The following is a 14744-nucleotide window of genomic DNA, read 5'->3' on the forward strand; positions in this document are numbered from 1 at the left end:
TAGCATAGTAATTTTGAAGGAGTGAATTCTGAATGAGTGAATATAGCATCTGTCCATTCAATCATTTATCATTCATACTTCAATAATTATTTACGAAGCTTGCTTTCCTTGTTCAAATCCACATCCCGGAAACTTTCCAGCAATTCGAAAGCAATTTGCCTAATCGTTTCGGGTATTGGGTTAATGGTAGATTGGTTACCCCCGGCATCTTTTATCGTCCAGCCCGAAGTGTTTAACACAATACTACCGGTAGCTGCTGATTTAATTAACTTGCCTCTTGTATAAGCAATGCCGTCCGAATCAATAATTACCTTCTTATTATTCCACCAGTTTTCCTGGGATACTCTTTTTAATTCGGAACGATCTAATTTAGCAGCGTAAGCCCACCCTTTCCCTGTTTGATGGGTCAGTTTCAATAAACCGATAAAATTGGTCAGGCTTTTAGGGTTATAGATTTCAGCACTACAATACATTTTATAGTGATTGAGTTTAAGTTGCCCCAGCAATGCTTTTGCATGATCGGAATTATGAAAAATTAAAGCGATTTTCTCCGCAATGGATGAAATAACAGCATCGGTTCCCCCATCATACTCACTACAAAACACTTCTATATCTTTTAATTGTTGTTGCAACAGCGAAACCAGTTCAGGTTTGTTGAGATTGGTTTTCATTCCCGATGGTTACTTGCCTAGTCGTTTAATCATCTCTGCGCTTAAATCCCTTCCATCATTTAAGCGGTTGGCAAAAAATGACTTGGCAGCTTCGAAATGCTCTTTGTAACCTTTTAAATCGCCATAACCAATAATCGATGCCCATTCGTGCACCGCGGTGTGGAATTCCAAATCGTCGCCACGGATAGATTTATCATACAAAGCTGTATTGATCGATTCTTCTAACATCGCTTCGTTTTTGAAAAGGTATTCGGCAATACCCAGCCTTAGTTTAAAAGGTGGTGTTTGGCAGATCAGGTTATCGTAAGGGTTTACGCCCATTTTATACCAGGCATATACCATGCTTAACAAACTTAAATGCGAATTGGGTTTCTGTTTATGGCTCGCATCCGATAAGCTGAATTCTTTCATAATGTTATCGTCCAGCAGTAAAAGTGCCCGGCTCTCGTGAAAAACGAAATCGCGTGCGGCGTAAATCTTTTCCCTAAACTCAGTTTCATTTTCACAGATCATCAGCTTAAACAATTCAGATTCTGCCTGCGCATAATATTTTACCTGTTTCTGCGCATAAGGATTTAAAATGGCCAAACCAGCGTAAATGTGCGATTTATAACTAAAAATCCTCAGCGTAGTTAAAATTTTCACATTATCGATTCCTCCTGCATAAGCCGGATTATCCCAGGGGAAAAAACCTGCATTTTTCCAGGCGGAGCCCATACTTTCGAAACCCATGTGCGTTACCGCCTGCGTATCGGCCACAATGCGGTCGTGCTCCCTATAATCGTCCATTTCAATAATGTTCGATTTTAAAGATTTATAGATTTCCAGCGCTTTGGCATACACCGCATCGGTAGCACGGTGACGCACCACTACCAGCGTTTGCCCTTCCGGACTAAATGCAGGACCATGTAAAGAATGACAGGTTACAATCTGGGTATCTTCAGGAAGGTGTTTTTCGAAAGCTGCAATTTCGGGATGTTTAACCGAGGTTTGTCCGGCAACTATGGCGCCATATTTAGTAGAGCGGGCAAAAGTAGCCACTACCTCATCAATTTTTTCGGCCTCCACACAATAGATAATAAAGTCTGATTTACGCGCTACCTCATGTCCATCGATTAAAACTTCAATTCCTTTAGGTTCCAGCTCATTTTTTAAATCTGTAAAACGCAAGGGCATATCTGCCCCACATACCTTATAACCAGCGTTTATAAACGATAGCGCATACAATTTGCCCATATCGCCTAAACCAATAATTCCTATTTGCATGAAACAAATGTAACCTATCGCAAATAAATTTATAATAAAACTTAGATAAAATTGTTATTTAGAATGTTAAACCAGAACAATTTTATCGATTTGCCAAAACCTTAAACAAATTTTATTAACCGGAAAATAGATAAAAATGTAGTTTTACATTCTAACACCTATATTTAAACTATGCAGAAAATTAAACACACCCTATTGTTTTTAGGCGCTATGCTATTTTTAAACGTTGCGTTTGGGCAAACTTTACCTGACACCACGAAAAATACCGATCCATCATTAAATGGCCAGTATCAGTTCATGTTAAAGAAATCTAAAAGCTTCAACGGCGCAAGGCTGATCAATCCGTCACGCTTATCATCGCTATGGAAAAGTGTTAGTGATACGCTCAGAAAAGAACGCAAGCAGCTGCAAGAGGCCCGTCAGGAAATTAAAGCACAGGCCGATAACATTTCGAGCTTAAAAGGCGAAGTAAATGGAAAAGAAAGTTCGCTGGCCAATGCCAATGCGGCTGTTAACGAAATTAAATTTTTAGGTATATCTTTTAATAAAGGTACTTACAATACCATTGTTTGGGCCATTATTATTGTACTCGGGGTAGGTTTGGCCTTTGTTATTTTCCAATCCGGTAAATTAAGGCACGAAGCGAAATACAGAACGGAGCTTTATCAGGAAGTGGCCGATGAGTTTCAGGCGCACAAGGTAAAAGCAAAAGATAAAGAAATGAAACTTGCACGTGAGCTGCAGGATGAACGTAATAAATGGGACGACGGAAGGGGAAGGTAGTCGAAGACCTTTTAATTAATTGAAAAAACTTATTTTTTTTAGAAAAGCAGGGCTAGTTGTACTTCGGTTCCGCTAGCCCCGCCATTCGCTTTACCTCACTACGTTCAGTGTCCGCTACTGTCGGGTTTATTTGAATATGGGCTTGTGCTTGATAGAAGATACCACATGGCTAAAACACGAAACGTTCCTACGGAACGAAAAAAAAATAAACATTTTTTTTCCTACTACCTACGAGTCGTCCCTACGGGACGAATAATTCTTATACGAAACAAAAGGCTGGATGGTAGCTAAACACTAAAAGTATCTGTTTTCTTCTCAGCTTGATGACAGTACACGGTGAGACCGAAGGCAAGGGCAAATTATCATCACAAATCGTCCCATCATGACGAATAATCTCTATACCTAATAACAAGCCTGGATGGTTGCTAAACACTAACCATACCTGTTTTCTTAGCTTGATGACAGTGCACGGTGAGACCGAAAGCAGGAGCAAATTATCACCACAAATCGTCCCATCATGACGAATAATCTCTATACCTAATAAAAAGGCTGGATGGTAGCTAAACACTAAACACACCTGTTTTCTTCTTAGCTTAATGACAGTACACGATGAGACCGAAGGCAAGGGCAAATTATCATCACAAGTAGTACCGACGGGACGAATAATCTTTATCCACAACAAAAGGCTGGATGATAGCTAAACACTAAACATACCTGTTTTCTTCTCAGCTTGATGACAAGTACACGATGAGACCGAAGGCAAGGGCAAATTATCATCACAAATCATCCCGTCGGGACACCTGCCTGGTAGCCAATTGATATCATGGGCATTTTTCGTTCCGTAGGAACGTTTGGTGATAGACCCATTAATAGACCTACACCATTTGGCCACCTAAACCCGATCAAAGCGGTTCCGATCCTTCATCGGAATTAGCGGACAGCAGGACTGCTCTTCGCCAAAGCTAATGAAACTGCTTTCCAAAAAAATAACGGTTTAAAAAACAATTAAATTATTGGATAAATCTGTGTGTACACTTAACAATAGATTTCTCCATTCCGTTACACTTCAGTCGAAATGACGATAACACGTTTAATTCTTAATGCTATATTTCAAGCCTACTTCAAATTCGCCGTTGCTATAACTCTGCATTTTTGAGGTATTGGTGGTGTACTGAAACAAAACCGAAAACTGATTTTTATAATTTGCGCCAAAACCTGCAGTAAAGCTGTTGGTACTATGATATATGCCGTTCAGCATGAGTTTGTTTTCTAAAAACTGGAGGTTTACACCTGCATCGAAAATACCATCGTAATTTTGAACCCCTCTGTACACCAATTTCGGTTCGATACTGTTGATGACCTTATCGGTATTAAATTTATAACCTGCGGCAATAAAATAAATCGATCGGTCTACCACGTTGCGCAGTACATCTCTTTTAAAAAACCGTTTAAGATTAGGTAAAGCTCCCTGCAGCGTCAATTTATCGGTGCGGTAAGCTACCCCAAAATCGCCATCCAGATATAACCTGCGATCATTAAAACTATTGAGTACATCATCGTCTAAATCGCCTTTGGCTTTACCAAGATCAACCCATTCGTTCATGATACCAGCCGATAAGCCAAAATCCAGGAAGCTGGCCTCGCCGTTTAAAGGTAAATGGTAAGCATAGGTTACGGTTGCCCTCGTCCGGTTAATGGCTCCGGCACCTTCATTGTAAAAAAGCACCCCCAAACCTACTTTATTACCGGCCAAACCATAATCGCCAGTTAAATATTGAATTTTTGGCGCACCATCTACCCCTGTCCACTGTGTTTTAAATGCGGCATTTAAATTTAATCCGGTTTCTAAACCCGCCATTGCCGGATTGGCCAGAAACTGGTTCTGATAGTAGATGCTCCCCATAGGATTAAGCTGCGCAAGTGCCGGCATCGCAAACAAAAACAACAACCCCGCTATATAACATTTCATTTCTCTCACGCTGTTATTTTTTATATAAGATTGATATAAAACCTTTAATAGAGCCATTAGCCCCCAAATCGAGCATATAATAATAGGTATCCTCCGTAAGTGGCTTCCCATTAAAGTAGCCATCCCAGTTGTTCTGGTAGCTTTGGGTAGCATAAATCAGCCTTCCTCCCCTATCAAAAATGGATAATTTGTTGTTCGGATATTTTTCTAAGCCCTTAATTACAAAAAAATCGTTTTTCCCGTCTCCGTTTGGGCTAAGAATATTATTTACAATGGCTACTTCGGCAGTAGTTTGTATGATGAGAAAGGGCTGTAAAAAACCCTGGGTTAAGGTTGTGTTGGTGACCTGAAAAGTTTGTACCAGGGCCATTTCACCAATACTGAAATCGTATAATTGATTATTAATCTTACCGCTGCCACTGGCCGAATTAAGCACATAGGGCAAACTTTGCGCATTTACCTTTCTCCCGAAAAACATCAACAGCAGGAGAACAAACAAATAGGGTATTTTTCTCATCGTGTTTAGTTTAAAGAAATCCAGGCTGCCCCATCACTTTGAATGGTGAAGGTTTTTGCTCCGGTAATGGTGGTGATATTAGAATCATCATTCAACAAAACAGGGCTATTTAAAGTAACATCACCAGATGATAAAGCCTTCACAATGACATAAATCCTTCCTTTACAGCTCGAGGCGGTTGGAAGATTAATATTTACCGCCGTACCTGCATTTTTTATCCGGACCGTATAATGACTCGCATCGAGTGTTAATGCGCCTGTGGCCGTATAGGTTAAAATACTTGCTGCAACAGAACCATTAACGTTTAAAGTACTGGCATTGGCCGGGGCATAAGTTGTAGAAGTGGCAGCCGCAGTTCCGTTAAGGGTTAATGTGCCACCATTCGCTGCAAAATCGCCGGTTATTAAAGGGTATGAAGTACTGGAGTTAGCAACAACCAGGGTATTACTTAGGTTTGTACTGTTAGCTGCAGCATTGCTTCCAATAAAAACATTCCCGGCACCATTATTTTTCGAACCAGCAGCATAACCCACTGCGGTATTATTGTCGCCATTACTGGCTTCAAGCGCCAGACTTCCTATAGCGGTGTTTGAAATACCTGTTCCATTAGCCATTAGCGTATGAGTACCCACAGCGGTATTGTTTGATCCTACCGTATTAATGGCCAGGGCCTGCGAACCAAAACCACTGTTGTTGATCGCACTAAAACTGCGCTGTAAAACCTGGTAACCGAAAGCACTGTTTTCGTAACCTGAAATGTTTACAGATAATGCTTCGCGCCCGAATGCACTATTGTAAAAGCCCGATACATTGGCGGTAAGTGTTTTATAACCGTAAGAAATATTGTTTTCGGATGAATTTCCTAAACGGCCAGATTTTAAACCGTTAACTAAAAAGTTAATGGCTACATCATCTGTATTGCCTAAAAAATTATTGACTTGATCGGTATTACCCGTATTCCCTTTTAATGCCCATGCATTGGCATTTGCAAATAATGTCCTGCTGATTAATTCGGGTTTTCCGGTTGTTGCGTTGGTGATGTAAACTTTGTTGGCATCGCTCAGGCCATCGGTAGTTAGTTTAGCAAGGGTAACCGAAGCATCGGCCAGTTTTGGGCTGGTTACCGATCCATCGGCCAGTTGAAGCGTATTGACGGCCAAATCGTCGATATTAATATTTTTAACCTCCTTATTCCCGATTTTTATAGAGGTTACAGCAGCATCAGCCAGTTTTGGCGTGCTTACCGATCCATCTGCAAGCTGCAGTGTGTTAACAGCTGCGTCGTTTATATTGGTATTTTTAACTTCTTTGTTTCCAATTTTTACCGAGGTTACGGCAGCATCTGCTAATTTTGGCGTTGTTACTGATCCATCCGCCAGTTTAAGGGTATTAACCGCTCCAGCATTGATATCAATGACCACATCTTTCAATAAAGCCGTGGCACCATTAGCGCTTATGCTTAAATCGGTTGAGCTTAATGCTTTAGCACCTGATAATTGACTCACATCCAATGTTACGGGTTTCCAGGCTGTCCCATCAAATAGCAACACCTGATTATTAACTGGTGAAGCGGCATTTAATGTTTTTCCCTGAAGATTAGCTAAAGTAGGGTTTGGGTAATTGCCTGTTAAATCGCCTCCGGCTATGCCTGTAGATGGACCAACCGGGCCGATGTCGCCTTTATCTCCCTTATCGCCTTTTATTCCGGGTATCCCCTGCAAACCTTGCAATCCCGTAGCTCCGGTCGCCCCTGTATCTCCTTTTGCTCCTTGCGGGCCTGTTGCACCTACCGCTCCCTGTGCACCCACTGCTCCAGTTAAACCAATTGGCCCCTGAACACCAGCAGCGCCAGCAACACCGGCAGGTCCCTGTGGACCGGCAATACCCTGTGCACCAGCAGGACCGGCTACACCCGGATCTCCTTTGGGTCCGACAGGTCCGTTGGCAGCATAAAGTGCATACGGGACACTTAACAATTGCGCGGTTCCGGCCAGGCTAAAATTTGTACCGTTATCCGGATCGATTTCAACCTTAACAAACTTTAATCCGCTTGCCCAGGTTACCCCGGCTATTGTACCATTAACCGAACTTGCACCCGTAGCGCCAATTGCTAAGGTATATAAACCTAAAGCATTGGTCGTTACATTTCTTACTTCCGAATATTGAACGGTCCCTGTTGAAGAGGCATCCAAAATACTAATCCGTAAGGCTATATTTTTATTGGCCAATGGAGTACCGTTGGCATTTCTTGCCGCTCCCTGATAGTTAAATTGTTGTGGTGCCTGCGCTTTAACAGCCAAGGTCAAGCCTATGCTTAACAAAGCAATTAGTAAAAGTTTTTTCATGAATCGGGATGAGATCTAAAGTATCAGGCTTAAAATAAGGAGCCCAACGATCAAATCTAACAATTAGTACAAGTTACTGCATTCGCTTTACACGAAAGGCGAATTACAAATACTAAAACGATTTTAAACAACTACAAATCAACAACTTAAATAAAATTTAATTTTATAATTTTACACAAACGCCGAATTTAAGGCTTGCTTAAGCCTCGAAATCAGAAGAAAAACAGCGCCTGACCGCGATTAATCGTAGTTAAAAGCAAAACCAGAATTTTTTTAGGTTTCTGAAGGAAAGGATATTCCTTTAATATTGCGGTATAAATCAACTGCGTATAAATCTGTCATACCCGAAACAAAATCCAGTACACTCTGTATGATCGAATAAATATCGGTCAAATCAGTATGGTATTGTTTGGGTATAAGTTTAACCAGTTTTTTGTAATAGTGTGTATTGTTATGAATAAGTGCAGGGACAAACTCTTCCAATAAACCTGCCATAATTTTATAACCGGCAACCTCTTTTTGTATCACTGATGAGAAATTGTAGATCCGCTCGACTGAAATTTTTTCAACAGCTTTCCAGGCCGAGATATAGGGTTCGGGCAGTAAATCGGTTAAACTATGGTTCAGCTCTCCCTTTAATAATTTTTCTTGCTCTCTAAAAAATATGGCTGCGCATTGGTTCGTTAAAGTGTTAATCGCTTTGGCCCGCAACAAACCAATTTTAGCATCATCGTCTTCATAGTCGTGCTTTAGGCGGTCTTCTATGGTGGTAGAATTGGCAAAAGGCAACAGATAACTTTTTACTTCTTCGTAGGAAAGGATCTTTAAGCGGTGTGCATCTTCCAAATCAATGATGCTGTAACAGATATCATCGGCAGCTTCGACCAGATAAACCAAAGGATGACGTTTATAAATGAGGTATTCGCCTTCTTCTTTCTCCAGCTGAAGTTCGGCTGCGATCTTTTTAAAAGTTTCTTCTTCAGACTGAAAGAAACCGTATTTTTTGCGATGTAACAGCCCTTTTTGTTTACCAGCAATGGAGGCGCAGGGATATTTAGCAATCGAAGCTAAAGTAGAATAGGTTAAGGCATAAGCATCATTCCCTTTTCCTTTTAGCGGATGGGTAAGAATACGGATGGCATTGGCATTACCTTCAAAATTAATTAAATCATGCCACTGCGATTTGTTCATTTCTTTCTGATAAACCTTTCCGTCACCATCGGTAAAATATCTTGAAATGGCGGCTTCACCTGAATGCCCAAAGGCTGGGTTTCCCAAATCGTGCGCCAGTGCAGCGGCAGCTACAATATTACCTACTTCATTAATTAATGGAACATCTTTAATCAGTTGGGGCTGGTGTTCTTCCACGCTTTTTAAAAATATATTGGCCATGGAGCGGGCTACACTGGCCACCTCTAAACTATGCGTTAAACGGTTATGTACAAAAACACTTCCCGGTAATGGAAAAACCTGGGTTTTATTCTGCAACCTTCTGAAAGGAGACGAAAAAATCAACCGGTCGTAATCGCGCTGAAAATCTGAACGTGCCCGATCTGTGCTGGCACCGTATTGCTCTTGTCCGTATCTCTTATTCGAAAGTAAATATTTCCACTCCATTATCGCCTTGGCATTTAAAATTTGGCGCAAGTTAAACAAAACGCGAAAATGGTTAAGCATAAAAACATAGGTAAATTTTACCATTAAAATTGTGCTTCAAACTATTTCTAAGCTCATCTGTTTAATGTAAATAGACAATACTATGAAAACGAACATATATAACAAGGAAGAGCATATTGAAGGTTATGTAGGATCAGGCGATGAGCAATCAGAAAAGTCTGATGTACAAAAGGCTTATGAAGCCGCTAACGATACCGATGTCGTAACCAGTTATGGTAAAGAACCTAGCGAATTGATTAAAGGAAATCCTTTAGCAAAAGATGGCCTGGATAATTCAGGTACGCAAGGTAAAGATTCCCTTAGTGACGATGCTTACAACAGTTCAGATAAGAACCCAAGCATCCAGAGTGCCGCTAGCCATACCGGAAGTTCATCTGATGATTTCAAAACGAATACCGGCATTAACGAAGCTGATGAAAATCATGCCTTAAATACAGGAATATAAACAGATAATTATGGGACTATTAAAATATGCCATTTTAGGCGCAGCAGCCGTATATGGCTTTAAATATGCTACAAAAAAGCGGGCAAGTGACGGAAAATCGTTAATAGATGACTTTAAGGAAAAAGCCCCAGGGTACGTGGATAAGGTTAAAAATTATTCTGAACAAATAAGGCAGGACTATCGCCAGACAAGTGATTTATACTGACAATTAATCGGGTACAGAAAGACATCCGTAATTGACATATATCAATATGTTAATGCCGTACGGCTTGTAAATTGACAATAAGTTCTTGAAATTTGCAGGGCTGTAGGATTCGCGACAAAGATTAATAAAATCAGAGACTAAACTATTTAAGGGCATTTGCTACTTGATTAACGCATTTCAGTTGTGGAATCCTAATTAATTTCCATCTACCGGAAAATGCATAGATCTTATAAAGGGATTATTCTACATGAATAGTCTCTTTATAAATAGATCATAAATCTTTCCCACTCAAACCTTTTTCATTATTCTTGTTTCTATTCCCAATGTCTTCACCCTGGCTTAAATTCGAATTATTTAAATTTTCATTTACGGCATGTTTAGGATCGTTTTCTGTTTTCAATAAGTGCGACTCCTCTGGTTGATCTTTGCGTTTAAAATCGGCGCGTTTATGTCCATAAGTAGCCTCTCCATTATCCCATTCAATATCTTCCTCATTCCGGTTAATTTCCGAATTAGGGTCTATATTTTTATTCTCATTCATTTCCATAGCCATCATTTTTTGTAGATACTATAACAACAATTTGTACGATAAAAAAGTTTACTCCAAGTATTAATAACCTGAGTTCGATTGGATAATGTCCTTTTATTTATCCCTGTATGAACATTTTGGGATGAACGGGTCGTCACCCTACAATCGATTCGCAGCTACTTTACACCTTTACTCTGGTCTAGCTGCGTTCGACTATCTAAATCGTCTTTAGACGATCCATTTTCATCACGGTGTATTGGTGGATTTTCCATTCTACTTTCTTCCAGTTCAGAAAAATCACCATCTTTTTGATTGCCCACTTCGCCATGTGAAGAGGGTTTTTCTTTCCTTTCTTCTTTAGGATCAGCAAAATCCTGACCTTCAACCGGTAATCCTTCGTGCTTTTTATCTTCCTTAGTCATATCAGTACAACCAGCCAGGCCTGCTTTTGTTTTGGAATTTAGGTGCATAAAAAAAGGCCCCGATTTGCATCGAGACCTTTTCTGTTCTTTTAAAATCAATTAAACTTTGATTTCAACTTCAACACCACTAGGTAATTCAAGTTTCATTAAAGCATCAACTGTTTTAGAGTTAGAGCTATAAATATCCAATAAACGTTTGTAAGCGCACAATTGGAACTGCTCTCTAGCTTTTTTGTTTACGTGTGGAGAACGTAAAACAGTAAAGATTTTTTTCTCTGTAGGAAGTGGAATTGGTCCACTTACAACTGCACCCGTAGGTTTAACAGTTTTCACGATTTTCTCAGCAGATTTATCTACTAAGTTGTAATCGTAAGATTTTAATTTAATTCTGATTCTTTGGCTCATCTTATTTTTAATTATGGTTTCCTGTTAGAGCTATTAACAACAGAAACCGGATTTATTTTGAGTTTTATGTTAGGCGTTTTGCGTGCGGCGACAAATCATCGCTAAACGCAAAACGCTATTCGCATTACATTACTAGTCTTCAGATTTTACTCTTCCTTTAGATTTAGCAACTACTTCATCCTGTACGTTTTTAGGTGCAGCTTCATAGTGGTCAAATTCCATTGTAGAAGTTGCACGGCCTGAAGTGATTGTACGTAACTGCGTTACATAACCAAACATTTCAGAAAGTGGCACAGTAGCTTTAATTACCTGAGATCCATTACGGGTATCCATACCTAATAATTGACCACGACGACGGTTCATGTCACCGATTACATCACCCATGTTTTCTTCAGGGGTTAAGATTTCGATTTTCATGATTGGCTCCATCAAAGTAGGTTTACATTTCGGTAAAGCCTCACGATATGCCATACGGGCAGCAAGCTCGAATGATAAAGCATCTGAATCGACTGCGTGGAATGAACCATCAATCAAACGTACTTTCATATCAGGAAGCGGATAACCAGCTAATACACCGTTAGCCATTGCAGCAGCAAATCCTTTTTCTACTGAAGGGATAAACTCACGTGGAATTGAACCACCTGTAATTTCGTTTACGAACTGTAAACCACCTTTTTCGAAATCAGCATCAATTGGTGAAATAACCACCTGGATATCGGCAAATTTACCACGACCACCAGATTGTTTTTTATAAGTTTCACGGTGTTGAGTACTACCAAAAATTGCTTCTTTGTAAGCTACTTGTGGCGCACCCTGGTTAACCTCAACTTTAAATTCGCGTTTTAAACGGTCAATTAAAATATCTAAGTGTAGCTCACCCATACCAGAGATAACAGTTTGGCCAGTTTCCTGATCAGTTTGTACTCTGAATGTAGGATCTTCTTCCGCTAATTTAGCTAAGCCCATACCTAATTTATCAACGTCAGCTTGAGTTTTAGGCTCAATAGCTAAACCGATAACCGGCTCAGGGAAGTTCATAGACTCAAGAACGATTGGGTTTTTCTCTTCACAAAGGGTATCACCAGTTTTGATATCTTTAAATCCTACTACCGCAGCAATATCACCAGCAGCCACATTAGGCACAGGGTTTTGCTTGTTAGCGTGCATTTGGAAGATACGGGAAATACGCTCTTTACTTTCTGAACGGGTGTTATACACGTAAGAACCGGCTTCTAAGTTACCCGAGTAAACACGGATAAAACATAAACGGCCTACGAATGGGTCAGTTGCAATTTTAAATGCTAAAGCTGCAAATGGCTCATTGATACTTGGTTTTAATAAAACTTCAGCACCTGTATCTGGATTAGTACCGGTTACACCTTCTGAATCAAGAGGTGAAGGCAATAATTCCATCACATAATCCAACATGGTTTGAACACCTTTGTTTTTGAAAGATGAACCACAAACCATAGGAACGATTTTAGCATCTAAAACAGCTGCACGTAAAGCATCTAAAATTTCGCGCTCAGTGATTGAGTTTGGATCTTCAAAGAATTTCTCCATTAAAGACTCATCATAATCAGCAACTGATTCTAGTAATTTCTCTCTCCACTCCGCAACCTCATCTAACATATCTTCAGGGATTGGCACTTCAGTAAAGGTCATACCTTTATCATGCTCATTCCAAACGATACCACGGTTGTTGATCAAATCAACCACACCTTTAAAGTTATCTTCAGAACCGATAGGTAATTGTAATGGAACTGCATTACTACCTAACATATCTTTAACTTGTTTAACAACTTTTAAGAAGTCAGCTCCAGAACGGTCCATTTTGTTAACGAAACCGATACGGGCAACATTATAGTTGTTAGCCAAACGCCAGTTGGTTTCTGATTGAGGCTCAACACCATCAACTGCAGAAAACAAGAACACTAAACCATCTAATACACGTAACGAACGGTTTACCTCTACGGTAAAATCCACGTGTCCTGGTGTATCGATAATGTTCATGTGGTAAGCCTGACCTCTGTATTTCCACTCAACCGTAGTTGCAGCAGAAGTGATCGTGATACCACGCTCTTGCTCTTGTGCCATCCAGTCCATTGTTGCAGCACCTTCGTGCACTTCACCAATTTTATGACTTACACCAGCATAATAAAGAATACGCTCAGTTGTTGTAGTTTTACCCGCATCAATGTGAGCCGCGATTCCAATATTTCTTGTAAATTTTAAATCTCTTGCCATTATGTTTTTAGTATTGATTTCACCGATTTAAAAGATTTCACCGATCATTTTACATAATCGGTGAAATCAATTTTATCTGTGTAATCCTATAATATCTGTGTAATCTTACTAATCTGTTAATCCTAAATTAGAATCTGAAGTGAGAGAACGCTTTGTTAGCCTCAGCCATTTTGTGCGTATCTTCTTTCTTCTTAACAGCAGCACCTTCACCTTTAGCAGCAGCTACGATTTCACCAGCTAATTTCTCTTTCATGGTTTTTTCGCCACGTTTACGAGCATATAAAATTAACCATTTCATACCTAAAGCTGTTTTACGCTCTGGTCTAACCTCAGTTGGAACCTGGAAGTTAGCACCACCAACACGACGAGATTTAACCTCTACAGCTGGCATAATGTTAGTTAAAGCACGTTTAAAGATCTCTAAACCGTTTTCACCTGCTTTTTTCTCAGCAATTTCAACAGCATCGTAAAAAATTGAATAAGCGATAGATTTTTTTCCATCGTACATCATATTGTTTACAAAACGAGTTACCTGAACATCATTAAATTTTGGATCAGGAAGAATAATTCTCTTTTTTGGTTTTGACTTTCTCATTTCTTATTTCCTCCCGATTATTTCTTTTTACCTTTTGTTGGTGCCGCAACTACCTGTCCTGGTTTAGGACGTTTAGTACCATATTTAGAACGACGTTGGTTACGACCAGCTACACCTGATGTATCTAATGCACCACGGATGATGTGGTAACGTACACCTGGTAAATCTTTAACACGACCACCACGGATCAATACGATTGAGTGCTCCTGTAAGTTGTGACCTTCTCCAGGAATGTAAGCATTCACCTCTTTACCGTTCGTTAAACGAACACGGGCTACTTTACGCATTGCTGAGTTTGGTTTTTTAGGGGTAGTGGTGTACACACGTGTACATACACCTCTTCGCTGTGGACAGCTGTCCAACGCTGGAGACTTACTCTTGAACTCCAGTGCTACTCTACCTTTTCTAACTAATTGTTGAATGGTTGGCATTGTGCTTTTTTATGTTTTTTATTTAAAAAATTTACCGCTCCCCCGGCATCCTCGCAGATAGCCCATAAAACGGACTGCAAAAGTAGAACAATTCTTTTTAAAAATCAAGGGGTTAGCGTAAAAAGTTTTGAGTTTGCAATTATCAGTTTTCAGTTGAAGATTAAGGCGTTGCAGTTCCGTTTTCAGTTTTGAGTTTTCAGTCAACGGTTCTCGCTCTAAATCCCCTGGCGCGATCGT

At 40.0% G+C, this 14744-nt stretch carries 15 protein-coding genes; 3 read left to right on the forward strand and 12 right to left on the reverse strand.

Annotated elements, in window-relative coordinates:
• Positions 1-86: 86 nt before the first annotated feature.
• Positions 87-671 carry a hypothetical protein gene (locus AC04QZ_RS20535; protein WP_478359261.1) on the reverse strand — a complete coding sequence of 195 codons (585 nt, stop codon included), beginning with the start codon at positions 669-671 and terminating at the stop codon, positions 87-89.
• Between the two features lie 9 nt (positions 672-680).
• Entirely contained in the window at positions 681-1937 is a 1257-nt protein-coding gene (locus AC04QZ_RS20540) for a prephenate dehydrogenase (protein WP_086547748.1), read from the reverse strand.
• 171 nt (positions 1938-2108) lie between these two features.
• Here AC04QZ_RS20540 and AC04QZ_RS20545 point away from each other — a divergent pair, with 171 nt between their 5' ends.
• Positions 2109-2720 (forward strand): hypothetical protein, encoded by a 612-nt coding sequence (locus tag AC04QZ_RS20545; protein ID WP_478359262.1) that lies wholly within the window; start codon positions 2109-2111, stop codon positions 2718-2720.
• Positions 2721-3810: 1090 nt separating this feature from the next.
• Here AC04QZ_RS20545 and AC04QZ_RS20550 read toward each other — a convergent pair.
• The 4 genes from AC04QZ_RS20550 to AC04QZ_RS20565 all read right to left on the reverse strand — a co-directional run bounded on the left by AC04QZ_RS20550 (position 3811) and on the right by AC04QZ_RS20565 (position 9168).
• Positions 3811-4689 (reverse strand): PorP/SprF family type IX secretion system membrane protein, encoded by an 879-nt coding sequence (locus tag AC04QZ_RS20550; RefSeq protein ID WP_478359263.1) that lies wholly within the window; start codon positions 4687-4689, stop codon positions 3811-3813.
• Positions 4690-4702: 13 nt separating this feature from the next.
• Positions 4703-5206: a gliding motility-associated C-terminal domain-containing protein gene (locus AC04QZ_RS20555; RefSeq protein ID WP_478359264.1), complete on the reverse strand. Its 504-nt coding sequence runs from the start codon at positions 5204-5206 to the stop codon at positions 4703-4705.
• 5 nt (positions 5207-5211) lie between these two features.
• Complete coding sequence (locus AC04QZ_RS20560) at positions 5212-7551, reverse strand: beta strand repeat-containing protein (protein WP_478359265.1); 2340 nt, start codon at positions 7549-7551, stop codon at positions 5212-5214.
• Positions 7552-7824: 273 nt separating this feature from the next.
• Positions 7825-9168: a deoxyguanosinetriphosphate triphosphohydrolase gene (locus tag AC04QZ_RS20565; RefSeq protein WP_478359266.1), complete on the reverse strand. Its 1344-nt coding sequence runs from the start codon at positions 9166-9168 to the stop codon at positions 7825-7827.
• Positions 9169-9310: 142 nt separating this feature from the next.
• Here AC04QZ_RS20565 and AC04QZ_RS20570 point away from each other — a divergent pair, with 142 nt between their 5' ends.
• Complete coding sequence (locus AC04QZ_RS20570) at positions 9311-9673, forward strand: hypothetical protein (RefSeq protein WP_478359267.1); 363 nt, start codon at positions 9311-9313, stop codon at positions 9671-9673.
• 10 nt (positions 9674-9683) lie between these two features.
• Positions 9684-9878: a YtxH domain-containing protein gene (locus AC04QZ_RS20575; protein WP_478359268.1), complete on the forward strand. Its 195-nt coding sequence runs from the start codon at positions 9684-9686 to the stop codon at positions 9876-9878.
• Between the two features lie 271 nt (positions 9879-10149).
• Here AC04QZ_RS20575 and AC04QZ_RS20580 read toward each other — a convergent pair whose 3' ends face one another.
• The 6 genes from AC04QZ_RS20580 to rpsL form a co-directional block, all read right to left on the reverse strand.
• Positions 10150-10425, reverse strand: a complete 276-nt coding sequence (locus AC04QZ_RS20580; protein WP_478359269.1) for a hypothetical protein — start codon at positions 10423-10425, stop codon at positions 10150-10152.
• Between the two features lie 158 nt (positions 10426-10583).
• Complete coding sequence (locus tag AC04QZ_RS20585) at positions 10584-10877, reverse strand: hypothetical protein (protein ID WP_478359270.1); 294 nt, start codon at positions 10875-10877, stop codon at positions 10584-10586.
• A 51-nt stretch (positions 10878-10928) separates the two neighbouring features.
• Complete coding sequence (rpsJ, locus tag AC04QZ_RS20590) at positions 10929-11234, reverse strand: 30S ribosomal protein S10 (RefSeq protein WP_008244591.1); 306 nt, start codon at positions 11232-11234, stop codon at positions 10929-10931.
• Between the two features lie 132 nt (positions 11235-11366).
• Positions 11367-13481 (reverse strand): elongation factor G, encoded by a 2115-nt coding sequence (gene fusA, locus AC04QZ_RS20595; RefSeq protein ID WP_086547756.1) that lies wholly within the window; start codon positions 13479-13481, stop codon positions 11367-11369.
• A gap of 127 nt (positions 13482-13608) precedes the next feature.
• Positions 13609-14076, reverse strand: a complete 468-nt coding sequence (gene rpsG, locus AC04QZ_RS20600) for a 30S ribosomal protein S7 (protein WP_029278632.1) — start codon at positions 14074-14076, stop codon at positions 13609-13611.
• 17 nt (positions 14077-14093) lie between these two features.
• Entirely contained in the window at positions 14094-14507 is a 414-nt protein-coding gene (gene rpsL, locus AC04QZ_RS20605; RefSeq protein WP_029278631.1) for a 30S ribosomal protein S12, read from the reverse strand.
• Positions 14508-14744: the final 237 nt, after the last annotated feature.

Source organism: Pedobacter folensis (assembly GCF_056490665.1).